The 25,437-nt window shown below is 73.2% G+C and carries 17 protein-coding genes; 13 read left to right on the top strand and 4 right to left on the bottom strand.

What is annotated here, in order from left to right; genetic code table 11:
• Positions 1-423 precede the first annotated feature (423 nt).
• The 3 genes from G7Z13_RS23350 to moeZ all read left to right on the top strand — a co-directional run bounded on the left by G7Z13_RS23350 (position 424) and on the right by moeZ (position 3,442).
• The gene (locus tag G7Z13_RS23350) at positions 424-1,464 is read left to right on the top strand and encodes an NAD-dependent epimerase/dehydratase family protein (RefSeq protein ID WP_166002190.1); all 1,041 of its coding nucleotides are present in this window, start codon (positions 424-426) and stop codon (positions 1,462-1,464) included.
• A complete protein-coding gene (locus G7Z13_RS23355) occupies positions 1,452-2,201 on the top strand; it encodes a spherulation-specific family 4 protein (RefSeq protein ID WP_166002191.1) in 750 nt (249 codons plus the stop codon). Before G7Z13_RS23350 ends, G7Z13_RS23355 begins: the two co-directional genes overlap by 13 nt.
• A gap of 62 nt (positions 2,202-2,263) precedes the next feature.
• Complete coding sequence (gene moeZ, locus G7Z13_RS23360; RefSeq protein ID WP_166002192.1) at positions 2,264-3,442, top strand: adenylyltransferase/sulfurtransferase MoeZ; 1,179 nt, start codon at positions 2,264-2,266, stop codon at positions 3,440-3,442.
• Between the two features lie 487 nt (positions 3,443-3,929).
• On the opposite strand, the gene G7Z13_RS23365 is transcribed toward moeZ, so the two are convergent.
• The 3 genes from G7Z13_RS23365 to G7Z13_RS23375 all read right to left on the bottom strand — a co-directional run bounded on the left by G7Z13_RS23365 (position 3,930) and on the right by G7Z13_RS23375 (position 10,179).
• Positions 3,930-5,441, bottom strand: coding sequence for an alpha/beta hydrolase (locus tag G7Z13_RS23365; RefSeq protein ID WP_166002193.1), 1,512 nt, complete (start codon positions 5,439-5,441; stop codon positions 3,930-3,932).
• A gap of 134 nt (positions 5,442-5,575) precedes the next feature.
• Complete coding sequence (locus tag G7Z13_RS23370) at positions 5,576-7,120, bottom strand: alpha/beta fold hydrolase (protein WP_166002194.1); 1,545 nt, start codon at positions 7,118-7,120, stop codon at positions 5,576-5,578.
• A 137-nt stretch (positions 7,121-7,257) separates the two neighbouring features.
• The gene (locus G7Z13_RS23375) at positions 7,258-10,179 is read right to left on the bottom strand and encodes a lysylphosphatidylglycerol synthase transmembrane domain-containing protein (RefSeq protein ID WP_166002195.1); all 2,922 of its coding nucleotides are present in this window, start codon (positions 10,177-10,179) and stop codon (positions 7,258-7,260) included.
• A gap of 186 nt (positions 10,180-10,365) precedes the next feature.
• Between G7Z13_RS23375 and G7Z13_RS23380 the strand changes: the two genes are divergently transcribed.
• From G7Z13_RS23380 to nudC, 5 genes are all read left to right on the top strand, one after another.
• Complete coding sequence (locus tag G7Z13_RS23380) at positions 10,366-10,752, top strand: MGMT family protein (RefSeq protein WP_166002196.1); 387 nt, start codon at positions 10,366-10,368, stop codon at positions 10,750-10,752.
• Positions 10,753-11,008: 256 nt separating this feature from the next.
• On the top strand, positions 11,009-14,650 hold the full coding sequence (locus tag G7Z13_RS23385; protein WP_206313133.1) for an ATP-dependent DNA helicase: 3,642 nt from the start codon (positions 11,009-11,011) through the stop codon (positions 14,648-14,650).
• A gap of 108 nt (positions 14,651-14,758) precedes the next feature.
• Positions 14,759-18,424: an ATP-dependent DNA helicase gene (locus G7Z13_RS23390; protein ID WP_166002197.1), complete on the top strand. Its 3,666-nt coding sequence runs from the start codon at positions 14,759-14,761 to the stop codon at positions 18,422-18,424.
• Positions 18,425-18,434: 10 nt separating this feature from the next.
• Positions 18,435-19,838, top strand: a complete 1,404-nt coding sequence (locus tag G7Z13_RS23395) for a dipeptidase (RefSeq protein WP_166002198.1) — start codon at positions 18,435-18,437, stop codon at positions 19,836-19,838.
• A gap of 156 nt (positions 19,839-19,994) precedes the next feature.
• A complete protein-coding gene (gene nudC / locus G7Z13_RS23400) occupies positions 19,995-20,939 on the top strand; it encodes an NAD(+) diphosphatase (protein ID WP_166002199.1) in 945 nt (314 codons plus the stop codon).
• Positions 20,940-21,068: 129 nt separating this feature from the next.
• On the opposite strand, the gene G7Z13_RS23405 is transcribed toward nudC, so the two are convergent.
• The gene (locus G7Z13_RS23405) at positions 21,069-21,311 is read right to left on the bottom strand and encodes a mycoredoxin (protein WP_166002200.1); all 243 of its coding nucleotides are present in this window, start codon (positions 21,309-21,311) and stop codon (positions 21,069-21,071) included.
• A gap of 105 nt (positions 21,312-21,416) precedes the next feature.
• Here G7Z13_RS23405 and G7Z13_RS23410 point away from each other — a divergent pair, with 105 nt between their 5' ends.
• The 5 genes from G7Z13_RS23410 to G7Z13_RS23430 all read left to right on the top strand — a co-directional run bounded on the left by G7Z13_RS23410 (position 21,417) and on the right by G7Z13_RS23430 (position 25,384).
• Positions 21,417-23,675, top strand: a complete 2,259-nt coding sequence (locus G7Z13_RS23410) for an ATP-dependent DNA helicase UvrD2 (protein WP_240926327.1) — start codon at positions 21,417-21,419, stop codon at positions 23,673-23,675.
• A gap of 164 nt (positions 23,676-23,839) precedes the next feature.
• On the top strand, positions 23,840-24,166 hold the full coding sequence (locus G7Z13_RS23415) for a hypothetical protein (RefSeq protein ID WP_166002202.1): 327 nt from the start codon (positions 23,840-23,842) through the stop codon (positions 24,164-24,166).
• Positions 24,167-24,345: 179 nt separating this feature from the next.
• On the top strand, positions 24,346-24,714 hold the full coding sequence (locus G7Z13_RS23420; RefSeq protein WP_019072119.1) for a WhiB family transcriptional regulator: 369 nt from the start codon (positions 24,346-24,348) through the stop codon (positions 24,712-24,714).
• Positions 24,711-25,034, top strand: coding sequence for a hypothetical protein (locus G7Z13_RS23425; RefSeq protein ID WP_166002203.1), 324 nt, complete (start codon positions 24,711-24,713; stop codon positions 25,032-25,034). Before G7Z13_RS23420 ends, G7Z13_RS23425 begins: the two co-directional genes overlap by 4 nt.
• A 137-nt stretch (positions 25,035-25,171) precedes the next feature.
• A complete protein-coding gene (locus G7Z13_RS23430) occupies positions 25,172-25,384 on the top strand; it encodes a hypothetical protein (protein WP_165994895.1) in 213 nt (70 codons plus the stop codon).
• Positions 25,385-25,437: the final 53 nt, after the last annotated feature.

Below are 25,437 nucleotides of genomic sequence, written 5' to 3' on the forward strand. Positions count from 1 at the left end.
GGCCACGCGGCCGTGCCGCCGCCCCGAACCATCCATCCGCCGCCCCGGCGCCCGGCCAGGCCGCCACAGGCAGCCGCACCACCCCCTCGAAGGAGAACACCAGATGACCACCTCCCGACCCGGACACCCCGGAGCGCCCGGAGCCACCGGCGCGTTCGGCGTTCCCTCAGGAGCGAGCGGACCTGCCGTAGCCGGCGGAGCCGCCACAACCGGCGGACCTGCCGCAGCCGGCGGACCTGCCGTGATCGGCGGAGTCACCGTGACCGGCGGAGCCGCCGTGACTCGCGAAGTCACCGTGACCGGTGGAGCCGTCACAGCCGGCGGCGGAGTCGCCGTAGCGAACGGCGGACCCGGCGGCGCCCCGAGGCCGCCGGTGGCAGCCGGAACCCTCACCTCCGCCGCGCTCACCCGGGGAGGCGCCCGATGAGGGTCCTGCTGATCGGAGCCAACGGCTACATCGGCCGCTTCGTCGCCGACCGCCTGCTCGCCGACCCGGCCGTGCAGCTCACCGCCCTCGGCCGCGGCGACGACGCCGACGTCCGCTTCGACCTCGCGTCCGGCAGCCCCGGCGCGCTCACCCGCTTCCTCGACGCGGTCCACCCCGGCGTCGTGATCAACTGCGCGGGAGCCACCCGGGGCGGAGCGCGGGAACTCACCCGGCACAACACCGTCGCCGTCGCCACCGTGTGCGAGGCGCTGCGGCGCAGCGGCTGCGGGGCCCGCCTGGTGCAGATCGGCTGTTCCGCCGAGTACGGCCCCAGCCAGCCCGGCTCGTCCACCGCGGAGGACGCCGTTCCGCGCCCCGGCGGTCCGTACGGCGTCAGCAAGCTCGCCGCCACCGAGCTGGTCCTCGGCTCCGGCCTGGATGCGGTCGTCCTGCGCGTCTTCTCGCCCGCCGGGCCCGGCACCCCCGCCGGATCGCCGCTCGGCCGCCTCGCCGAGGCCATGCGCCGGGCCATGCAGACCGGCGACGGCGAACTCAAACTCGGCGGCCTGGGCGTCCAGCGGGACTTCGTCGACGTACGGGACGTCGCCCGCGCGGTGCACGCCGCCTCGCTCTCCGCCGCGCAGGGCATCATCAACATCGGCTCCGGCCGTGCCGTACGGCTGCGCGACGCGGCCGCGACGCTCGCGCGCGTGGCCGGCTACGGCGGCGCCCTGCACGAACTGGACGGCCCGCCCGGCCCGCACCGCCCGTCCATCGGGCACCCGCGCCCCGAAGTCCTCGGCCACCACCGCGGCGAGGTCCTCGCCCACCACCGGGGCGAAGCCCTGGGCCACCACCGCGGCGACGCCGACCACCCGCAGCACACCGCCCCGGTCGCCTACCCCTACCCGGACGGCTGCGGCAGCTGGCAGCAGGCGGACGTCCGCACCGCCCGCGACCGGCTCGGCTGGCGGCCCCGCATCAACCTCGAGGAGTCCCTGGCCGACATCTGGATGGAGGCGGCATGCCGCATCTGACCAGCCGGCCGGTCCCCGCCGCGGGCACCGGCGTCCGCACCGGCCTCGGCGCCCCCGGCTACGCCCACCCGCTGCTCGCCCCGGCCGAGTGGGGCGAGCTGACCCGCCCGGGTACGCCCGTGCACTGGGCGGTGCTCAACGTCGCTCAGGGACCGGGCACCCGCCCCGACCCGCACTGCCTCCAGGCGGCCGTCCGCCTGCGCGCGGCGGGCGTCCGCGTCCTCGCCCACCTGGACCTGACCTACGGCGCCCGCCGGTTCGGGGACGTGATCTCCGACGCGCACCGCTACCTCGACTGGTACCGGGTCGACGGCTTCCTGCTGGACCGCTGTCCGTCCGACCGCGTCTCGCTGTCCGAGACACGCCGTATCGCCACCACGCTCCGCGCGCTGCGTGACGGTGCCCACATCGTGCTGGGCCACGGCACCCACCCGTACCCCGGCTACGCCGACACCGCGGACCAGCTGGTCACCTTCAACGGCCCCTGGAGCGACTACCGCTGGTCGCAGGCGGCGGAGTGGACCGCCGACCATCCGCCCGAACGGTTCTGTCACTTGGTGCACGGCGTTCCCCGAGGTCACCTGGACGAGGCGCTGCGCGTGGCCCGCTGGCAGGGAGCGGCGACGATCTGGTTCACCGACCGCACGGGCGCGGGCGGCCGCACCGACCCCTGGGAGGCCCTGCCCGGCTACTGGGACGACATCGTCTCGCGTGTCGGAACAGGTGTCTCGGAATGAAAAAGGCCGTGGCAGTGTTACGGGTGAACAACCGTACTGATTGACCGACCAACGGAGTCCCCGTGTCGCTGCCACCCCTGGTCGAGCCGGCTGCCGAGCTCACCGTAGACGAGGTCCGCAGGTACTCCCGCCACCTGATCATCCCCGACGTGGGGATGGACGGGCAGAAGCGGCTGAAGAACGCGAAGGTGCTCTGTGTGGGCGCCGGCGGCCTGGGCTCGCCGGCCCTGATGTACCTGGCCGCGGCGGGCGTGGGCACGCTCGGCATCGTGGAGTTCGACGAGGTCGACGAGTCGAACCTGCAGCGCCAGATCATCCACAGCCAGGCCGACATCGGCCGCTCCAAGGCCGAGTCCGCGCGCGACAGCGTCCTGGGGATCAACCCGTACGTGAACGTGGTCCTTCACGAGGAGCGGCTCGAGGCCGACAACGTGATGGACATCTTCAGCCAGTACGACCTGATCGTCGACGGCACGGACAACTTCGCGACCCGCTACCTGGTCAACGACGCCTGCGTGCTGCTGAACAAGCCGTACGTCTGGGGCTCGATCTACCGCTTCGACGGCCAGGCCTCCGTCTTCTGGTCCGAGCACGGTCCCTGCTACCGCTGCCTCTACCCGGAGCCCCCGCCCCCCGGCATGGTCCCCTCCTGTGCCGAGGGCGGCGTGCTGGGCGTGCTGTGCGCGTCCATCGGCTCCATCCAGGTCACCGAGGCGATCAAGGTCCTCACCGGCACCGGCGAGCCGCTGGTCGGCCGGCTGATGATCTACGACGCCCTGGAGATGCAGTACCGCCAGGTCAAGGTCCGCAAGGACCCCGACTGCGCGGTCTGCGGCGAGAACCCCACCGTCACCGAGCTCATCGACTACGAGGCCTTCTGCGGCGTCGTCTCCGAGGAGGCCCAGGCGGCGGCCGCCGACTCGACGATCACTCCCAAGCAGCTCAAGGAGTGGATCGACGACGGCGAGAACATCGAGATCATCGACGTCCGCGAGGTCAACGAGTACGAGATCGTCTCGATCCCCGGCGCCCGCCTGATCCCGAAGAACGAGTTCCTCATGGGCACCGCCCTGGAGACCCTGCCCCAGGACAAGAAGATCGTCTTGCACTGCAAGACGGGTGTCCGCAGTGCGGAAGTCCTCGCTGTCCTCAAGTCCGCCGGCTTCGCGGACGCCGTCCACGTCGGCGGCGGAGTCATCGGCTGGGTCAACCAGATCGAACCGCACAAGCCGGTCTACTGATCCCCTTATCACCGGCGCCGGCGAGTCACGGGAGCCCACGGCCGCTCCGACCAGTTCGGGGGCCGTGGGCTTCCGCCGTTTCCGCCCGCGGCAAAACGCGCACCAGTCCGCGTAACCGCGTGTGCGGTGTTCGGTGTCGTGCTGTGTCGTGGACATAGCCGAGCCGCGATCGCCGAGTTGTCTGCCCTGCGTCGCCTCCGCGTCGTTCGGGGTCGCTGTGGGCTGTGTCATCGGGTCGCTGACCGTCTGGGCGCGCGCGTACTGCGGTGCGGGTGACGACGCCGGCGGGCGCTTCGAGCTCACCTTTCTGCTGCCGGTGGTGGTGACCGAAGCCCTCCTCGGGGCTGCTGGTGCTGGTGGCGACGGCATGGTTGGCATGGTGGTTCTTCGCGATCCGCGGCACCCTGGACGGCTGTCCCGGAGACTCGGGCCTCCGCCCCGCGAGCAACGTCCCGCCACAGTGGCCCGAGTGCATCCCCGTCTGATGTCAGTCGCAGACCTTGCCGTCCTTCGGGACCGTGCCGTCCAGCAGGTAGGCGTTCACCGTCGAGTCGACGCAGGAGCTGCCGCTGCCGTAGGCGCCGTGGCCGTCGCCGTTCCAGGTGAGGACCACGCCTACGCCCTTGCCCAGTTCGTCGGCCATCCGGCGGGCACCCTCGACCGGGGTCGCCGGGTCGCCGGTGTTGCCGACCGTGAGGATGGGGGCCGCGCCGGGGGCACGCACGTCCGGGGTGTCGTGCAGGCCGGGCACCGGCCAGTCGTGGCACCAGCCCGCGGTGTCCCAGCCCAGGAAGGCGCCGAACACGGGGGAGATCTTCTCGAACTCGGGCAGCAGCGCCTTGGTCTGTGCGGCGGTGGGCCGCTGCCGGTCGTCGAGGCACGATATGACCCGCTGTGAGTGGGTCGTCGTGCCGTAGCGGCCGGACGCGTCGCGTTCGTTGTAGCCGTCGGCGAGGGCCAGCAGCTCCGCGCCGTCGCCCTCCTCGGCGGCCTTGAGGGCGCTGGTCAGTGTGGGCCAGCTGTCCTTGCCGTACAGCGGGAGCACGATGCCGGTCAGGGCGAGGGTCTGGGTGAGTTCGCGGCCGGGGGTGGAGGTGGGCAGCGGCTCGGCGTCGATGCGCCTCAGCAGGTCCGCGATCTCACGCGTGCCCTGCTCGGGGTCCCGGCCCGTCGACCTCAGGTAGTCGTCGAGCGCGCGCTGGAAGCCGAGGGTCTGGTTCTTGGCGTGCCCGATCGTGTCGGCGCTCGGGTCGACGACCGCGTCCAGCACCATCCGGCCGACGTTCTTCGGGAACAGGTGGGCGTAGACGCCGCCCAGTTCGGTGCCGTAGGAGATGCCGAAGTAGTGCAGCTTGTCGTCGCCGAGGGCCTGGCGCATCAGGTCCATGTCGCGGGCCGTGTCGGTGGTGGACACGTGCTTGAGCAGCTTGCCGGCGGCCTGCCGGCAGCCGCGGCCGAAGTCCGCCGCGTCCTCGAGGTAGGCCTTCTCCTCGGCCGGGGTGTCCGGGGTGGCGTCCACCTTCGCCTCGGCGGCCTGGATCTCCTTGTCGTCGCGGCAGCGCACGCCCTCACTGGCCGCCACCCCGCGCGGGTCGAAGCTGACCAGGTCGTACCGCTCGCGCAGCGACGAGACGGCGGAGGCGTACGACGGCATCATCGACACACCCGAGCCGCCGGGACCGCCGAAGTTGAACAGCAGGGAGCCGATGCGGTCGTCACCGGTCGCCTTGGCGCGGATCAGCGCTATCCCGATCGTCTCGCCGTCGGACTTCGACCAGTCCAGCGGCGCCCGGAGCGTCGCGCACTGCCACTCGCTGCCGGGGGCGGGAGCGTCCGCGGTGGCCTCGCAGCGGCCCCAGTCGAGCTTCTGCGACGCCGGTGACGCGCCCGAGGACCGCTCCCCGCCGTCCCCGGACCGGCCGTCACCGGTCGAGTCGCAGCCCGACACCAGGAGTGCCGCCGCTGCACCCAGCGCCGCCCACCGTACGAATCGCGCCATGGACACATCCCCCCTCGCAGGCCTCCGCGTCCGTTCCGCGGATGGCTGTCACGCCATGGTAGGCGTATCCCGCCGAGCCCGTCCGAGCCTGTGGATAACCCTCTGATCTGCGCTTTCCTGGCAAGCTCGGGTGATCAGGAGCAGACGGTCCCGGCCTTCGGCAGCTTTCCGTCCAGCAGATAGCCGTGCACGGCGTCCTGCACGCACCTGTTCTTGCTGTCGTACGCGCCGTGCCCCTGGCCCCTGTACGTCAGCTCCACACCGACCCCCTCGCCCAGCGCCCGCACCATCCTGCGCGCGCCCTCGTACGGGGTGGCCGGGTCGCCGGTGTTGCCGATGACCAGGATCGGCGCCGCTCCCGGCGCGCTCACGTCGGGATGGTCGGCGGCGCCCGGCACCGGCCAGTCGGTGCAGCCGAGCATGCCCCAGGCGAGGTACTCCCCGAACAGCGGCGAGGCGGCCCGGAACGCGGGCAGCCGGCGCTCCACGTGCGCGACGTCGTACCGCGGCTTGTCGTCGGCGCAGGTGATGGCCGTGTTGGCCGCGACGATGTTGCTGTACTCGCCGTTGGTCCTGCGTCCGTTCAACGTGTCGGACAGCAGCATCAGGATCTGCCCGTTGCCGTCGTAGGCCTGGTCCAGGCCCTCCGTCAGGTAGTCCCAGAACTCCTGCGAGTACAGGGCCTGCGCGATGCCGCCGGTCGCGGCGGTCTGGGTCAGTTCGCGCGGGAAGACGCCGGGGATGGGTTTGCTGTCGAGGTCCCTCAGCAGTGCGGCGATGCGGCCCTCGACGTCCTGCGCGCTGTCCCCGATCGGGCACTCCTCCGTCTTCGACACACAGTTCTCGGCGAAGTTGCCGAGCGCGCGCTGGAAGCCCCTGGCCTGTCCGAGCGAGCCCTGCTCGGGCGTCTGAGTCGGGTCCACCACGGCGTCGAAGACGGCGCGGCCGACGTTCCTCGGGAACAGGTGGGCGTAGACGCCGCCCAGTTCGGTGCCGTAGGAGATGCCGAAGTAGTGCAGCTTCTCGTCGCCGAGGACCTGGCGCATCAGGTCCATGTCGCGGGCCGCGTCGGCGGTGAGCACATGCGGCAGCATCGTCGCGGAGTTCTTCTCGCAGGCCGCGTTGAAGTCCTCTACGTCCTCCAGCAGTTCCGTGCGCTCGGCCGCGTCGTCGGGGGTCGCGTCCTGCTGGAAGTACGCGTCGAGCCGCTGGTCGTTCAGGCACCGCACGGGCGCGCTGCGCCCCACTCCGCGCGGGTCGAAGCTGACCAGGTCGTAGCGGGTGCGCAGCTCCTCGTAGTCGTTGCCGAAGGCGGGCAGCGCGGCGACGCCGGAGCCGCCCGGGCCGCCGAAGTTGAAGATCAGGGAGCCGATGCGCCGGCCGGTGCCGGTGGCCTCCGCGCGGATCAGCGACAGCTCGATCGTGTCGCCCTCGGGGTCGTCCCAGTCGCGGGGCGCCTTCATGGTGGCGCACTCCCACTCCCCGCCGTTCGGCAGCGGCGACGGGGAGTTCCCGCCGCCCTGCGCCTGCGACGGCGCCGGGCAGTCCTCCCAGCTGAGCCTCTGCCGCGTCAGGTCCTCGTCCTCGGCGCCGTCGTCGCCGCATCCCGCCAGCAGCGACGTCAGCAGCAGGGCGGAGGCGGTCACGGCGGCCGCGCGCAGCGGGGAGGGCTTCGGCATGTCCCCATCCTGCGGCGGCACCGGAGGGGGCGCGCGGGGCACGAGCCGTACGAGGTACGCGCGCGTGGGTGCCGCGCACGCCGAGGGAACGCGTACGCACGCCGGGCGAGGCACGCGTACGCGCGCGTGCTCCCGCGCTAGAGGGCGCCCTTGCGGGTGAGGTGGTTGAAGGCGATCCAGCCCGGCAGCACCGGCAGCCACAGCGTCAGCATCCGGAACAGCAGGACGGACGGGGCGGCGACCTCGCTGGGCAGGCCGACGGCGATCAGGCCGACCGTCAGGGTCACGTCGACCGCGCCGACACCACCCGGCGTGGGCGCCGCGGACCCCAGCGCGTTGCCCGCGAGGAACACGACGGCCACGCTGGCGAGGCTGATGGAGGTCGTCTCGTTGTCGAAGGCCCGGATGGACGCGTCCAGGCACATCACGAAGCAGGCCGTGAGCAGCAGCATGCCGCCGATGCCGGTGAGCAGCTTCTGGGGCCGCTGCAGCACGTCCAGCATGCGGGGCACGACGCCCGCGAAGAGCGACCTCACGCGCGTGACGACGAACTTGCGCAGAAACGGCACCGAGGTCACCACGAGCACCAGCACTGCCACCGTGAGCAGACCCGCGATGACCGTCCGGGACGGCGACAGCGAGGGCGTCTTCTCGGTACCGGTCAGATAGCCGAAGGACAGCAGCATGAGGATGTGGCAGCCGAGGCCGAACAACTGCGAGGCGCCGACACTGGCCACCGCCAGGCCCGGACGTACGCCCGCGCGCTGGAGGAACCGCGTGTTCAGCGCCACGCCGCCGACCGCGGCCGGTGCCACGATCTTCACGAAGGACCCGGCGACCTGGGCCGCCACGGTCCGCAGGAACGGCACTCGCTCCGGCACGAACCCCAGCAGGCTCATGGCGGCGGCCAGATAGCTCAGCGCCGAGAACAGCACCGCCGCCACCACCCAGCCCCACTCGGCGTTGGCGATGAGCGGACCGAACTCGATGTGCGTGAGCTGCGTCAGCAGGAAGTACGCGGCGATGGCGCCGGCGATGAAACTGATCAGCGTGCGCGGCCGGATCCGCTCCAGGCGGGCGGGCTCGACGGGCGCCTGCGGCCTGATCCGCAGCACCTCGTGGCGGATCTGGGTGAGCAGATCCTCCTCGCGCGCCTCCTCCAGCGCCTCGTCGATGGCCCGCTTCTCGGCCCGCGCCTGCGCGCGTACGGCCTTCTTGCCCGGCTTCTCCGGGGCGGCCGGGGCCTCCTCGCCGTCGGCGGCCTCCGCGCGGGCGGCCTTTGCCAGCCGGGACGCCTCCAGGACCGCCTCGCGCTCCCGCTCGGCCCGCTCCCGGGCCAGCCGGCGCAGGGTCGCCCGCGTGGAGCGGGTCAGCGCGATGGGCTGGAGCATCGGGAGGCAGTCCGCCACCGCGTCGGGCCCGAGCACGCCGACCGCCGAGGCCACCGCGCGCTCGGCGCCCACCCGCAGCGCGAGCGTCGTCATCAGCTGGGCGACGTCCATGCGCAGCAGCAGGTCACCGGCCGCGATCTCGCCGCCGCGCAGATCCGTGAGGATCACCCTGCTGGAACGATCCACCAGGATGGCGTCCCCGGCGAGCCTGCGGTGCGCGATCCGCCGCGACTGCAGGGCGCGCACCTGGTGCCAGGTGTTGCGCAGCAGTTCGTCCGTGATCTCCTCGTCGGCCAGCGAGTCCAGGGTGCGCCCGCCGGTGTGCTCGTAGACGAGCATCACGGCGTCCGGTCCCAGCTCGGAGGTGGCGATCAGCTTCGGGGCGTTGGCGCCGGCCGCGATGGCCGCGTAGGCGAGCAGCGCCTCCTGCTCCAGGGCCTGGCGCAGCGACTGGAGGCTGCGGCGGGTGGCGAAGCCGCGCAGGGTCAGATTGCGCCACACCCGGTAGAAGAAGCCCTGGGCCTGCTGCTCGCGGTCGACGACCGTGACGTCGAGGGGCGGGCCGTCCTCCAGGGTGACGAAGTAGCGCCGGCCGCGGTCGCCGCTGTCGGGGGTGTCCCCGGTGTCCTCGCGGGCCGCGCTCACCGGGCGGAACCCGACGGTCCGCAGGCCTGCCATCAGGGTCCGCCCGGTGGGGCGGACGTTGGGCGAGCCGACCGCGTACAGCGTGCCGTAGGCCACGGTCCAGCCGATCAGCACCGTCAGGATGATCGAGAACGGTGTCGTGTAGCCGGTGACCAGCATCGAGAACGCGTCGAGGAGGAGCACGATCCACAGCACCGCGCGCCAGCGCGGCCTGCGCGACATGCCAACGGCCGTCATGTACGCGATGACGGGCGCCAGGTAGCCGTGCACCGGGTCGGTGAGGGCGCTGAGGTCTCCGGGCGAGGGCTGGGTCAGGGCCTCCTGGATGGAGTCCGGGGCGGCACGGGCGACCCAGAGGTCGGTGGCGAGGGTCACACCGTGGGCGAGGACGGCCGCGAGCACGCCGTCGGCGATCCGCAGCCCGTCCCGTTTGATCAGCCGTTCGATCGCGAAGGCGACCGGCACCAGGAGGATCGCGATGCTGGAGGCCAGTCCCGCGATCTTGATGAGCAGGTCGGGGGCCTGGCCGGTGCCCTTGGTGATGTCCTGTTCGAGGCCCGAAGTGGTGCCGTGCGCGAACGCGGCGATGGCGAGCAGCACGATGACCGCGAGCACGCCCACCAGGAGCCGCATCAGATCCGAGGGGCGGTGCACGCGCGCCGGGAGGAGCGGTTCGTCGCCTTCGACGGCGTCGGTCGGGGCGTCGGGGTCGATGGGGGCGTCGGGGCCGGTCGGGGCGTCGCGGCCGGTGCCGCCGGCGTTGCCGCCGGACGCGTCCGCGGTCGTGGCTTCGCGCGGGTCGTGCTCGCCCGCTTCCGGATCCTGATCACCCGCTGCCGCCGGGTCCTCGCGCGGTTCCTGCCCGGCCTGCGCCCCGGCCTCCGCCTGTGCCTCGGCCGCCTGTGGCGCCCCGCCCTGACCCGGCTCCCGGGCACTCTCGCCGGCCGTGTCGACGGTGTCCGGGCGCGACGACGCATCAGAGGTGCTGTCCGCGTCCTCCGGGTGCACACCCTGCTGCTTCATCGTCTCTTCTTGGTCTCGTATCACCAGTCACCGCCCGCACGATGGTGGCATGCTCCACCGACACTCGCGGGCATCAGGGTGCGCATGCGGGGGCGCACAGTCTGCCCGAAGCGCCGCTGCGGGGCGAGGGTCACGCATGGTCACGACCGCGTCACATTGTCGGTGGCATGCGGCAGGATGGGACGAATGAGTGAGGAGAGCCTTCCCGACGACGCCCGCGTGGAGTACTCCGAAGCCCTGCCGGAATACGCCGAGCGGGTCCTCGACGTCGCGGAGATGATCCCGCCGGGGCGTGTCATGACCTACGGCGACGTCGCCGAGTGGCTGGAGGAGGGCGGTCCGCGTCAGGTCGGCCGGGTGATGGCGCTCTACGGCGGTGCCGTGCCCTGGTGGCGGGTCGTCCGCGCGGACGGCGTCCTGCTCCCCGGCCACGAACAGGAGGCCATGGCCCGTTACCGCGCGGAGGGCACGCCCCTGAAGGAGGCGAGCCGGGCGGCCGAGGGCCACCTGCCACGGGTCGACATGCGACGGGCGCGGTGGGACGGCGGGGAACGCGCGAAGGGTCACACCTGACAGCTTCCGCCATCGGCGAAGGCCGTGGGTGACGCGTGATCCGTACGGGGGAGGCTGGGCACTCCCGTGACATGACGTACGTTCGAGAGGAAAGGGACGTACGGTTCCACTGAGCCGGGAGAGAGCAACCGGAAGCCCTGCTTCCGGCCCAGGTGCCGGCGTAGCGTCGGCTCCGCGCGTCCCCTCATCCCCCGGCCACCGCCGTCCCCGCACGGCGATCGGCACACCAGCACACCCACCAGGACCGGCGAACCACGTGAGCTCCTCTTTCTCCACCAGGCGCCTGTCGCACCCCGCGGTGCGACAGGGGAACCGTGGCGCTTACCGGCTCGTCCGTACCCCTCCGGCCCGACCGGATCCCCCTGATCTGGACGCCGCACAGCGCTCCGTGGTTGACCACCGGTCCGGTCCGCTGCTCGTCCTCGCCGGTCCGGGCACCGGCAAGACGACCACGCTGGTGGAGTCGGTGGCCGCGCGGATCGCCCGCGGAGCCGACCCCGAACGCATCCTCGTGCTGACCTTCAGCCGCAAGGCGGCCGTCGAACTGCGCGACCGCATGGCCCTGCGCATGGGCGCCGCCCGCGCGCCCCGGGCGACCACCTTCCACTCGTTCGGCTACGCCCTGGTCCGCGCCCACCAGGACAGCGACCTGTTCGTCGAGCCGCTGCGGCTGCTGTCCGGTCCCGAGCAGGACGTCGCCGTCCGGGAGCTGCTCGCCGGCCAGCGCGAACTCGAGCGGAGCGGTCTGGCCCATGTGCGCTGGCCTGACGAGCTGCGCGCCTGCCTGACCACCCGCGGCTTCGCCGACGAGGTCCGCGCGGTCCTCGCCCGCACCCGCGAGCTGGGCCTCGGCCCGGACGCCCTCGACGCCTTCGCCCGGCGCATCGGCCGCCCGGACTGGCGCGCGGCGGCCGCCTTCCTCGCCGAATACCTCGACGTGCTCGACCTGCACGGGGTCATCGACTACGCCGAACTCGTCCACCGCGCGGTGCTGCTCGCCCAGCGCCCCGAGGTGGCCACATGGCTCGCCGGGCAGTACGACGCGGTGTACGTGGACGAGTACCAGGACACCGACCCGGCGCAGGTACGGCTGCTGCACGCCCTCGCCGGCGGTGGGCACACCCTCGTCGCGTTCGGCGACCCCGACCAGTCGATCTACGCCTTCCGCGGTGCCGACGTGAACGGCATCCTCGACTTCCCGCACACCTTCCCGCGCGCCGACGGCCGCCCCGCCCCCGTCCAGGTCCTGCGCACCTCCCGCCGCTCCGGCGCGACGCTGCTGGCCGCGACCCGGCTGCTCACCCAGCGCATGCCGCTGACCCGGCTCCCGGCCGAGAAGGTGCGCGCCCACCGGGAGCTGACCCCGGTGCGCGACGGCGGGCGCGTGGAGGTGTACACCTACCCGACGCCCGGCACCGAGCTGGACAACATCGCCGACATCCTGCGCCGCGCCCACCTGGAGGACGACGTCCCCTGGCGGGACATGGCCGTCCTCGTGCGCGCGGGCTCCCGGACCATCCCCGCGGTCCGCCGCGCCCTCACCGCCGCGGGCGTCCCCCTCGACATCGACGGCGACGACCTGCCGCTGCGGCACGAGCCGGCGGTGGCGCCCCTGCTGACCGCGCTGCGGGCGGTGGCGACGGCGGAGGCGGGGACCGCGGCCGCGTCCGAGGAGACCGGCTCGGAGGGGGGCACTCCCGAGGCCGCCGGCGCGCAGGACAGCGGCTCGCAGGACGCCGATCGTCAGGACATCGGCCGGCGGGACTCCGATCCGCAGGAAGTCGACCCGGCCGACACCGGCCGGCAGGCACTCAACCAGCATTCCCTCGACCAGCCGGCCCTCGACCCGGCCGACACAGACCGGCAGGGCTCCGACCCGCAGGGCACCGACGCGCAGGACCTCGACCCGTCCGGCACGGACTCGCAGGACACCGCCCCGGCGCCAACCGCCCCGACGCAACCCGTTCCGACGCAACCCGCCCTTGCGGACCTCGCCCCGGACGCCCCCGACCCCTGCTGGCTCGACACCGAGACCGCCCTCACCCTCCTCACCTCCCCCCTCGCCGGCATGGACGCCGCCGACCTGCGGCGCCTGGGGCGTGCCCTGCGCGAGGAGGAGCGCGCCGCGGGCAACCCCGTACCGCCGCCGTCGGACGTGCTGCTCGCGCGGGCGCTCGCCGAACCGGAGCGCCTGGTCGCGCACGACCCGGCGTACGCGCGCGGAGCCCAGCGCCTCGGCGCGTTGTTGCGCACGGCGCGCGAGCGCCTGGCGCGTGGCGGTACGGCCGAGGAGGCGCTGTGGGACCTCTGGTCGGGCACGCCCTGGCCCGCGCGGCTGGAGCGCGCCGCGCGGCGCGGCGGCGCGGCGGGCCGCAACGCCGACCGGGACCTGGACGCCGTGTGCGCCCTGTTCGCGACGGCCGCCCGCGCGGAGGAGCGCACCGGCGGCCGGGGCGCCCTCAACTTCCTGGAGCAGATCGAGGCCGAGGACATCGCCGCGGACACCCTCACGCGGCGCGCCCTGCGCCCCGACGCGGTGCGCCTGATGACCGCGCACCGCGCGAAGGGCCTGGAATGGCGGCTTGTCGTCGTGGCCGGTGTGCAGGAGGGTCTGTGGCCGGACCTGCGCCGCCGTGGCTCCCTCCTGGAGGCCGACCGCATCGGCCGCGACGGCCTCGCCGAACCACTCACCCCGGGCGCCCTGCTCGCCGAGGAGCGCCGCCTGTTCTACGTGGCCGCCACGCGCGCGCGGGACCGGCTCGTCGTCACCGCGGTCAAGGCTCCCGCGGACGACGGCGACCAGCCCTCCCGCTTCCTCACCGAACTCGGCGTCGAACCCAAGGACGTCACCGGCCGCCCGCGCCGGCCCCTGTCGGTCGCCGCGCTCGTCGCCGAGCTGCGCGCGACGGTCGTCGACCCGCGCGTGTCGGAGGCGCTGCGCGAGGCCGCCGCGCGCCGGCTGGCCCGGCTCGCCGCGCTCGCCGACGAGGACGGCCGGCCCCTGGTGCCCGCCGCCCACCCCTACCGCTGGTGGGGCATGTTCGAGCCGACCGAGAGCAAGGTGCCGCTGCGCCACCGCGACCAGCCCCTGGAGCTGTCCGGCAGCGCCCTCGACCAGCTCGCCAACACCTGCTCCCTCCAGTGGTTCCTCAGCCGCGAGGTGAAGGCCGACGCGCCCGCCACCGCCGCCCAGGGCTTCGGCAACGTGGTGCACGTGCTCGCCGACGAGGTCGCCTCCGGACGCACCCCGGCCGACCTCGACGTGCTCATGGAACGCCTCGACTCCGTGTGGGACGCGCTGGCCTTCGACGCGCCGTGGAAGTCGGCGCAGGAGAAGGAGCACGCGCGCGTGGCGCTCGAACGGTTCCTGAAGTGGCACGTCATGGACCGCACCGGGCGCACCCCGGTGGCCAGCGAGCACGACTTCGACGTCACCCTGGAGGCGGGCGACTACGAGGTCCGCATCCGCGGTCAGATGGACCGCGTGGAGGCGGACGGCGAGGGCCGCGCGTACGTCGTCGACTTCAAGACCGGCAAGCAGGCGCCCAGCGCCGCCGAGGTGGCCCGCCACCCGCAGCTCGCCGTCTACCAGCTCGCCGTCCGCGAGGGCGCCGTGGACGACGTCTTCGACGGGGTACGCCCCGAGCCGGGCGGCGCCGAACTGGTCCACCTGCGGCAGGGCGCCGCCAAGCGGGACGGCGGCGAGACGCTGCCGAAGGTCCAGGCGCAGGAAGCCCTGGAGGGCGCGGCGGGGGAGTGGGTCGGCGAGCTGCTGGCCACGGCCGCCGGCAAGGTCCTCGACGAGCGGTTCACCCCGACCACCGGCCAGCACTGCACGCACTGCGCCTTCCGGGCCGCGTGCAGCGCCCGCCCCGAGGGCCGCCACGTCGTGGAGTGACCGACCCAGGGTGTGACGAGTGGCACCACAGCGCCTGACCTGCGCTTCTCCCGCCGCGGGTGATGACTGGGGCATCCGCTGTCAGTGCCCGCCGCTAGCCTCTCTGAGGTGCCCGCACGAATCACCGACCCCGAGCAGCTCAAGGAGCTCCTCGGCATCCCGTTCACCCCGGAGCAGACGGCCTGCATCACCGCGCCGCCCGCCCCGCAGGTGATCGTGGCCGGAGCGGGCTCCGGCAAGACCACCGTGATGGCGGCCCGCGTGGTGTGGCTGGTCGGCACCGGCCAGGTCGCACCCGAACAGGTGCTCGGCCTGACCTTCACCAACAAGGCCGCCGGCGAGCTGGCCGAGCGTGTCCGCAAGGCACTGATCAAGGCGGGTGTCACCGACCCCGACGTCATCGACCCGGACAACCCGCCGGGCGAGCCGGTCATCTCCACGTACCACGCCTTCGCGGGCCGCCTGCTGACCGACCACGGCCTGCGCATCGGCCTGGAGCCGTCCTCCCGCCTGCTCGCCGACGCCACCCGCTACCAGCTGGCCGCGCGGGTGCTGCGCGAGGCCCCCGGGCCCTACCCCGCGCTGACCCGCTCCTTCGCCGACCTGGTCAGCGACCTGCTCACCCTCGACTCGGAGCTGGCCGAACACCTCGTACAGCCCGAGGACCTGCGCGCGTGGGACGCCGGCCTGCTGCGCACCCTTCAGGGCGCCAAGCTCACCAACGCCGACCTGCGCAAGGTCCCCGAGACCGCTGCCGCGCGCCGCGAACTGGCCGAGCTGGTGGTGCGCTACCGGGCCGCCAAACGCGAGCGGGACCTGCTCGACTTCGGCGACCAGATCGCCCTCGCCGCCCGCCTCGCCCAGCTGCCCGAGGTGGGCCGCATCCTGCGGGACGAGTTCCGCGTGGTGCTCCTCGACGAGTACCAGGACACCTCGGTCGCCCAGCGCGTCCTCCTCGCCGGCCTCTTCGGCGGCGGCACCGGCCACCCGGTGACCGCCGTCGGCGACCCCTGCCAGGCGATCTACGGCTGGCGCGGCGCCTCCGTCGCCAACCTCGACGACTTCCCGCAGCACTTCGCCCACGCCGACGGCCGCCCCGCCTCCCGCCAGGCGCTCAGCGAGAACCGCCGCAGCGGCGGCCGGCTCCTCGACCTCGCCAACGGCCTCGCCGAGCCGCTGCGCGCCATGCACGCGGGTGTGGAGGCCCTGCGCCCCGCCCCCGGCGCCGAACGCGACGGCCTGGTCCGCTGCGCGCTGCTGCGCACCCACGCGGAGGAGATCGACTGGATCGCCGACTCGATCGCCCACCTGGTGAACACCGGCAAGGCGCCGGGCGAGATCGCCGTCCTGTGCCGTACGGCCACCGACTTCGCCGAGATCCAGGCCGCCCTCGTCGCGCGGGACATTCCCGTCGAGGTGGTCGGCCTCTCCGGGCTGCTGCACCTGCCCGAGGTCGCCGACCTGGTCGCCGTCTGCGAGGTCCTCCAGGACCCGGGCGCCAACGCCGCCCTCGTCCGGCTGCTCACCGGCCCCCGCTGGCGCATCGGCCCGCGCGACCTCGCCCTGCTCGGCCGGCGCGCCCGGCGACTCGTCGCGCACGCGCGCGTGGACACCGGCGACGACCCCGACCGGCGGCTCGCCGAGGCCGTCGAGGGCGTCGACCCGGCCGAGGTGATCTCCCTCGCCGATGCCCTCGACACCTTCCTGGAGACCCCGCTGGAGGGCGGCGGGGACGACGACGGACTGCCCTTCTCACCGGACGCGCGGGTGCGCTTCGCCCGCCTCGCCGCCGAACTGCGCGACCTGCGCCGCTCGCTCGCCGACCCGCTCATGGACGTCCTCCACCGCGTCCTCGCGGTCACCGGCCTGGAGGTCGAGCTGTCCGCGTCCCCGCACGCGCTGGCCGCCCGCCGCCGCGAGACCCTGTCGAACTTCCTGGACATCGCCGCGTCCTTCGCCGCCCACGAGAGCCAGGCCAGTCTGCTGGCCTTCCTGGGGTTCCTGCGCACCGCCGCCCAGTACGAGAAGGGCCTCGACAACGCCCTGCCCGGCGGTGAGAACACCGTCAAGGTGCTCACCGCGCACAAGTCCAAGGGCCTGGAATGGGACGTCGTCGCCGTCCCCGGCCTGGTCACCGGCACCTTCCCGAGTACTCAGGGCCGCGAGAAGTGGACCGCGCAGGCCAAGGTGCTGCCGCACGAGCTGCGCGGTGACGCCGACACGCTGCCGGACATCGAAGCGTGGGACTCGCGCGGCATGAAGGCCTTCCACGAGGCCATGAAGGAGCACCAGCACACCGAGGAACTGCGCCTCGGTTACGTCACCTTCACCCGCCCCCGCTCCCTGCTCCTCGGCTCCGGCCACTGGTGGGGCCCCACCCAGAAGAAGCCCCGCGGCCCGTCCGACTTCCTCCTCGCCCTCCACGACCACTGCGCCGCCGGCCACGGCGAAATCGAGGTCTGGGCCGACAAGCCCGCCGAAGACGAGGAGAACCCGGCCCTGCACCAGGCCACCGCCGACCAGGCCTGGCCGCTGCCCCTGGACGGCACGGCCCTGGCCCGCCGCCGCGCGGCCGCCGACACGGTCCTCGCCCACCTCGACGCCCTCGCCACCGCCGCCGACACCGGCCACCCGGCGGCCGCACACGACCCCGACACCTACGAGGACCCGGAGTGGCCCGCGCCCCCGGAGGAGGACGACTTCCCGTACGACGAGCCCTTGTACGAGGAGATGCCGTACGAGGAGATCACGGACGACGAAGTCCCGTTCGAGGCGGAGCCGTACGCCGACGACCCCTTCGCTGACGATCCGTACGCCGGCGACGCCAACGCCGACAATCCCTACGCGGGCGAAAACGCCCTCCCCGAGGAGCACGCCCCCGCCGACGAGCCCCCCGTCGGCGAACCCCCAGCCCCCGTCCCCGCCCAGTCCCCGGCCGGCTGGGACTCCCGTACCCCCGGCCACCACCCGACCGTCCCCCACCAGGCGACGGCCTCCCGCGCGGACATCGCCCCCCGCGCGGACACCCCCGAGGCCCGCCGCCTCACCCCGGAGGAGGCCCGCGTCGTCGCTTCCTGGGACCGCGACCTCGACGCCCTCGCCGGAGAACTGCTGCGCGCGCGGGAGAGCGTGACGGAGGTCCCCCTGCCCGCGTCCCTCACGGCGACCCAGCTGCTGTGGCTGGCCGACGACCCGGACGGGTTCGCGCGGGAGCTGGCCCGCCCCATGCCCCGCCCCCCGCAGCCCGCCGCCCGTCGCGGCACCCGCTTCCACGCGTGGGTCGAGGCCCGCTTCGAGGCGCTGACGCTGCCCATGCTGGAGCCCGAGGAACTGCCCGGCAGCGAGGCCGAGATCGCCGACGAACGCGACCTGGAAGCGCTGAAGGACGCCTTCGAACGCACCGAGTACGCCCACCGCACGCCGTACCGCGTGGAGGCCCCCTTCCAGATCACCATCGCCGGCCGGGTCGTACGCGGCCGTATCGACGCCGTCTACCGGGAGGGCGACGGCGAGGACGCCACGTACGAGATCGTCGACTGGAAGACCGGCCGCGACCAGAGTGCCGACCCCCTCCAGCTCGCCCTGTACCGGCTCGCGTGGGCCGAGCAGCAGCGCATCCCGCCGGAGCGGGTCACGGCCGCGTTCGTGTACGTACGCAGCGGCGATGTCGTCCGACCCGGGGACCTGCCCGGCCGGGAGGCGCTGGAGCGGCTGCTGCGCGAGGAGCCCAGCGGTGACGAACAGCACGACCGGGCCGTCGGTGCGGGCCGATAGGCTCGTGACCATGAGCCAGACCCCGGACAGCGCCGTCCGCGCGTACATCGACCAGCACCGTGCCGCCTTCCTCGACGACCTCGCGGAGTGGCTGCGCATACCGTCGGTGTCCGCCCAGCCGCACCACGCGGCCGACGTGCGGCGCAGCGCCGAGTGGCTCGCCGGCAAGCTCAAGGAGACCGGCTTCCCGACCGCCGAGGTCTGGGAGACGCCGGGCGCCCCCGCCGTCTACGGGGAGTGGCCGTCCGACGATCCGGCGGCGCCGACGGTCCTGGTCTACGGCCACCACGACGTGCAGCCCGCCGCGCGGGAGGACGGCTGGGACAGCGAGCCCTTCGAGCCCGTCATCCGCGAGAACCGGCTCTACGCGCGCGGGGCGGCCGACGACAAGGGCCAGGTGTTCTTCCACACCCTCGGCGTGCGCGCCCACCTCGCGGCGACCGGCCGCACCGTCCCGGCCGTCCACCTGAAGCTGCTGATCGAAGGCGAGGAGGAGTCGGGCTCCCCGCACTTCCGCGCCCTCGTCGAGGAGCACGCCGCCCGGCTCGCCGCGGACGCCGTGATCGTCTCCGACACCGGCATGTGGTCCGAGGACACCCCCACGGTCTGCACCGGCATGCGCGGCCTCGCCGAGTGCGAGATCCGGCTGTACGGCCCCGACCAGGACATCCACTCCGGCTCCTTCGGCGGCGCCGTGCCCAACCCCGCCACCGCCGTCGCCCGCCTGGTCGCCGCCCTCCACGACGAGCAGGGACGCGTGGCGATCCCCGGCTTCTACGATGGTGTGGTCGACCTCACCGACCGCGAGCGCGAGCTGTTCGCCGAGCTGCCCTTCGACGAGGCGCGCTGGCTGCGCACCGCCAAGTCGTACGCCGCCCAGGGCGAGGCCGGCTACACCACACTGGAACGCGTCTGGGCCCGCCCGACGGCCGAGGTCAACGGCATCGGCGGCGGCTACCAGGGCCCGGGCAGCAAGACGATCATCCCGTCCACGGCCATGGTGAAGCTCTCGTTCCGCCTGGTCGCGGGCCAGGACCTGGACCACGTCGAGCGGGTGGTCCGCGCGTGGGCCGCCGACCGGCTGCCCGCCGGCATCCGCCACGAGATCGCCTTCTCCGCGGGCACCCGCCCGTGTCTGACCCCGCTGGACCACCCGGCCCTGCGGTCCGTCGCCCGCGCCATGGGCCGCGCGTTCGGCACCGAGGTCCGCTTCACCCGCGAGGGCGGCTCCGGCCCGGCCGCCGACCTCCAGGACGTCCTCGGCGCACCCGTCCTCTTCCTGGGCATCTCCGTCCCGTCCGACGGCTGGCACGCCCCCAACGAGAAGGTGGAGCTGGACCTGCTCCTCAAGGGCGCCGTGACCGGCGCCTACCTGTGGGGCGATCTCGCGGCGACCTGGCGCCATGCCCCCTGAGCACGCCGGCCGCCCGGGACCCCGCACCGCGCGGGGCACACTGGAAGGGCCGCCCGTCCCACCGAGCCCGGCCGGCGCCGGTGGCCTTCCGCCCGGACGACCCGCCGAACCGCCCGCCGAACCCAACCGCTTGCACCGGGGGAGTTGGAAGCACCCGTGACCACCTGGACCGACCACACCGCCGACCGCCCCATCTCGCTCACCGCGCCGAGCGGCATCGACCGGGCCGCCCACCACCGGCTCGACGAGGCCTGGCTCGCCGCGGCGTGGAGCCACCCGACGACGCGCTGTTTCGTGGTCTCCGGCGGCCAGGTCCTCATCGACGAGACACCGGACGGCCGTACCGAACTCGTCATGACCCCGTCCTTCGAGGCTCCGCTCACCGAGGCCCACCGCTACTTCCTGGGCATCGACGAGGACGGCGTCAGCTACTTCGCCCTCCAGAAGGACTCCCTCCCGGGCCGGATCGACCAGTCCGCCCGCCCGGCGGGTTTGCGTGAGGCCGGCCTGCTGCTGTCCCCGCGCGACGCCGGGCTCATGGTGCACGCCGTCGGACTGGAGAACTGGCAGCGCACCCACCGCTTCTGCTCGCGCTGCGGCGAGCGCACCGTGATCGCGGCGGCCGGCCACATCCGCCGCTGCCCCGCCTGCGGCGCCGAGCACTACCCGCGCACCGACCCCGCGGTGATCATGGCCGTGACCGACGAGGACGACCGCATCCTCCTCGGTCGTCAGGTCCACTGGCCCGAGGGCCGCTTCTCGACGCTCGCGGGCTTCGTCGAGCCCGGCGAGTCCATCGAGCAGGCCGTGCGCCGCGAGGTCTACGAGGAGGCGGGCGTCACCGTCGGGCAGGTCGAGTACATCGCCAGCCAGCCCTGGCCCTTCCCGTCCAGCCTGATGCTCGGCTTCATGGCGCGCGCCACCTCGACCGACATCGACGTCGACGGCGACGAGATCCACGAGGCCCGCTGGTTCTCCCGCGACGAACTGGGCGCCGCTTTCGACAGTGGCGAGGTGATGCCGCCGTACGGCATCTCCATCGCGGCCCGCCTGATCGAGCTGTGGTACGGCAAGCCGCTGCCGACCCGCAGCGTCATCTGAGCGGCGAACGCGGTCATCGAGGCCGGCGGACGACAAGCCGGCCTCGAACGAGAAGGCGGCCCCCCGGATCTCCGGAGGGCCGCCTTCCTGCGCTTCACACGGCCGCGCGGGCCGTGCGGGCCGTCGTCCTCAGACGCCGATCTTCTGCTTGACCTGGGCCAGCGACGGGTTCGTCAGCGTGGTCCCGTCCGGGAACAGCACGGTCGGAACGGTCTGGTTCCCGCCGTTCGCCTTCTCCACGAACGCGGCGGACTCCGGGTCCTGCTCGATGTTGATCTCGGTGTACGCGATGCCCTCACGGTCCAGCTGGCTCTTCAGCCGGCGGCAGTAGCCGCACCACGTGGTGCTGTACATCGTCACAGTGCCCAGCATCTGTTTCGCGCTCCTTCGACGGGTCGGGGACGGTGCTCGCAGAGGGGAACGTACGTGAAACGGCCACCATTCCCGCACCCGGTCGGGGCGTGATGAGTATGACTAATGGGCCCCGCCTGTGGACAACCGGCTCGGCGGTCTCCGGCGACCTGGCAGCATGGCTGTGTGACAGCAGCAACGCACTCCACCCTCTTCCCGCAGGTACCGGACTCGGCCGACGCGGTGCTCGAAGGGCTCGATCCCGAACAGCGCGAGGTCGCCACCGCGCTGCACGGCCCGGTGTGCGTGCTCGCCGGAGCCGGTACGGGCAAGACGCGGGCGATCACCCACCGCATCGCCTACGGCGTGCGCGCCGGCATCCTCCAGCCCTCCAGCGTGCTCGCCGTCACCTTCACCAACCGCGCGGCCGGGGAGATGCGCGGCCGCCTCCGCCAGCTCGGCGCCACCGGAGTGCAGGCCCGCACCTTCCACTCCGCCGCCCTGCGGCAGCTCCAGTACTTCTGGCCGAAAGCGATCGGTGGCTCCATGCCCCGGCTCGTCGACCGCAAGGTCCAGCTCGTCGCCGACGCGGCCGCCGCCTGCCGCATCCGCCTCGACCGGGGCGAGCTGCGGGACGTCACCGCCGAGATCGAATGGTCCAAGGTCACCCAGACCGTCCCCGCCGACTACGCCCTCGCCGCCGCGAAGGCCGGCCGCGAGACCCCGCGCGACCCGGCCGAGATCGCCCAGCTGTACTCGGCCTACGAAGACCTCAAGCGCGACCGCGCGGTCATCGACTTCGAGGACGTCCTGCTGCTGACCGTCGCGATCCTCCAGGACCGCCAGGACATCGCCGAACAGGTCCGCGCCCAGTACCAGCACTTCGTCGTCGACGAGTACCAGGACGTCAGCCCCCTCCAGCAGCGCCTGCTGGAGCTGTGGCTCGGCGACCGCGACGACCTGTGCGTCGTCGGCGACGCCAGCCAGACGATCTACTCCTTCACGGGAGCGACCCCCGACCACCTCCTCGACTTCCGCGTCCGGCACCCGGGCGCCACCGTCGTCAAACTGGTCCGCGACTACCGCTCCACACCCCAGGTCGTCCGCCTCGCCAACGGGCTGCTCGCCCAGGCCCGCGGCCGCGCCGCCGACCACCGGCTGGAACTCGTCTCCCAGCGCCCCGCCGGTCCGGAACCCGTCTATACGGAGTACGGCGACGAACCCGCCGAGGCCGAGGGCGCCGCCCGCCGGATCCGCGAGCTGCTCGACGCCGGCATCCCGGCGAGCGAGATCGCCGTCCTGTTCCGCACCAACGCCCAGTCCGAAACGTACGAGCAGGCCCTCGCCGACGCCGGCATCCCCTATCAGCTGCGCGGCGCCGAGCGGTTCTTCGACCGGCCCGAGGTCCGCAAGGCGGGCATCGCCCTGCGTGGCGCCGCCCGCTTCGGCGGCAACGACGCCGCCCTGGAGGAAGCCGTCGACCTGCCCTCCCAGGTCCGCGCCGTCCTCTCCTCCGACGGCTGGACCCCGCAGCCCCCGGCCGGCTCCGGCGCCGTCCGGGAACGCTGGGAGTCCCTGGCCGCGCTGGTGAACCTCGCGCAGGACTTCGCCGCCGCCCAGCCCGGCGCCGGCCTCGCCGACTTCGTCGCCGAACTCGACGAACGCGCGAACGTCCAGCACGCCCCGACCGTCCAAGGCGTCACCCTCGCCTCCCTGCACTCGGCCAAGGGCCTGGAGTGGGAGGTCGTCTTCCTGGTCGGCGTCGCCGAAGGGATGATGCCGATCACCTACGCCAGAACCGACGAGCAGATCGAGGAGGAACGCCGTCTCCTGTATGTAGGAGTCACCCGCGCCCGCACCCATCTGTACGTCTCCTGGGCGCTCGCCCGCTCACCCGGCGGCCGCCCCAGCCGCCGCCCCAGCCGGTTCCTCGACGGACTGCGCCCCGGCTCGGGCACCGCGGCGGGCCGGGCCGGCTCCGGCGGCGGCGCGGGCGGTGTCGAGCGGGGCTTCACCGGCCGCACCGAGGCGGCCCCCCGGCGCACCCAGCGCACCCCCGCCCGCTGCCGGGTGTGCGGCCGCACCCTCACCGACGGCGGCGAGCTGAAACTGCTGCGCTGCGAGGACTGCCCCTCCGACATGGACGAAGGCCTGTACGAGCGGCTGCGCGAGTGGCGCGCGGACCAGGCCCGGCTCAGCGGCCAGCCCGCGTTCTGCGTCTTCACCGACAAGACACTGATGGCGATCGCCGAGACCGTCCCCGACGACGCGGGCGAGCTGGCCCGGATTCCCGGCGTCGGAGCCCGCAAACTCAAGCGGTACGGAGCCGATGTGCTGGCGCTCTGCGCGGGCCGGGACCCCGCCGGAAGAGAAGACGACGACTGAAACGAACTCGTCGAAAAAATAGTTTGCGCATGCCCCAGCAATCCCCATAGGTTCTTACGCGTGGGAACGGCGGCCTTCTCGGAGGCGCCGATTCCGTGTTGTACTTGCATATCCGCGGACTGGTTCACCCCAGTCCCCCGAGACGCCGAGAGGAGGCGAGTCCAGTGATCAGCATCAACGCCAGCGCCATCAGCACCGTCAAACTGACCGATCGCTCGGTCGTCGCCTCCCTGTGCATGCTCGGCTCCTCGGACCAGGGCACCGGTCTGTCCGGCATCCGTGCCGTCCGTCCGGCGTCCTCCGTCGCTCCCGCGGGTCTTCCCGTCCGCGAGCGCAATGAGCGACCGACCAAGGCACTGGAAGCGGCAGTAGAGGCTCAGGCGCAGGCCTATGCCTTTACGGCGACCGGTGCCGGATTCCGGAAGCAGACGACGCAGCACCACCTGATGTGGGCCTTCCGTGGGCCAGAACCCTGGAGTGATCCAGCCTGATCGGCGATCAGGCCGGCGCCTTCAGGGCCGCGGAACCCCATCCGGGATCCGCGGCCCTTCTGTTTGCCCACGAACGTGGGCGACAGAGCGAAGAGGCCTCGGGACAAGAGCAAAAGAGCCCGGTACCAGCCGCCAACCGGTCCACCCGACCGGAACGACCAGACGAGGAAGACGAAACCGTGCAACTCGAAGCGCACGCCCCGTCCGTACCGCCTTCCGAAACGATCCCCCCGCCCGGCCTCACGGAGGACTCCACCTTGACCCCGCTCACCGCGCTCACCGCGCTCGACGACGCCATCGAGAACCTGGGCGTACCCGTCCCGTGCCGCTCCTACGACCCGGAGGTCTTCTTCGCCGAGTCGCCGGCCGACGTGGAGTACGCCAAGTCCCTCTGCCGCACCTGCCCGCTGATCGAGGCCTGCCTCGCCGGCGCCAAGGAGCGGCGTGAGCCCTGGGGCGTCTGGGGTGGCGAGCTGTTCGTCCAGGGTGTCGTCGTCGCCCGGAAGCGGCCGCGTGGCCGCCCGCGGAAGAACCCGGTCACGGCATGAACACCGCAGGAACGATCGACCGTCCCCTCACGCACGACCCCCAGAAGCAGGCCCCGATGAAGCCGTCCACCAACGAGCCCACCGGCTCCGCAACCCCAGACGTCACCACCACCGGCGCGACCGACTCGCGTCAGAACAGGACCCGAGAGATGCAACTCATCCCAGAAGCCCTGGCTCGTGCGCATATGCACGACCGCCTGCATGAGGCGCAGCGGGAGCGCCGGGCCATCAGCCTGGCGGCCGCCCGCCGGATGCAGCGCCGGGCCGAGCGCGCCTCGCTGCGCGCCCGCCGGGCGCTCGCCCTCGCCGTCATGCAGTAACACCACCACGCCCGAAGCGGCGGCCTCCCTCACCGGGAGACATGAGCTTCCCCGCGGGGGCCGGTCCTGTCGAAGGGACCGGTCCCCGCGGTGCGTTGTGCCCGGCGATCACCCGGCGACGGCGTTATCGTCGCCGGGTGACGAGTCTTCCCGGAGGCAGCGGCAGGGGCGGCGGTTCCGCCATGAGGCCCGGGCGCGTCGTGTGCGCGCGCTGCGGCACCGTCGCCGACGGGCCCCAGCCCACCTGGACCTGCTCCGTGGAGAACGGCACCCGCCAGTACTTCTGCGACAGCTGCTCCCGCGAGTACCTCAGAGCCATCGAAGGGCGCCTCGACTCGGCCTGGTGGTAGGCCACGGCCGCCCGCCGCATGCCCCGCCGCATGCCACGCGGGACGTCGGTTCG

The organism is Streptomyces sp. JB150 (assembly GCF_011193355.1).
GTDB lineage: Bacteria > Actinomycetota > Actinomycetes > Streptomycetales > Streptomycetaceae > Streptomyces.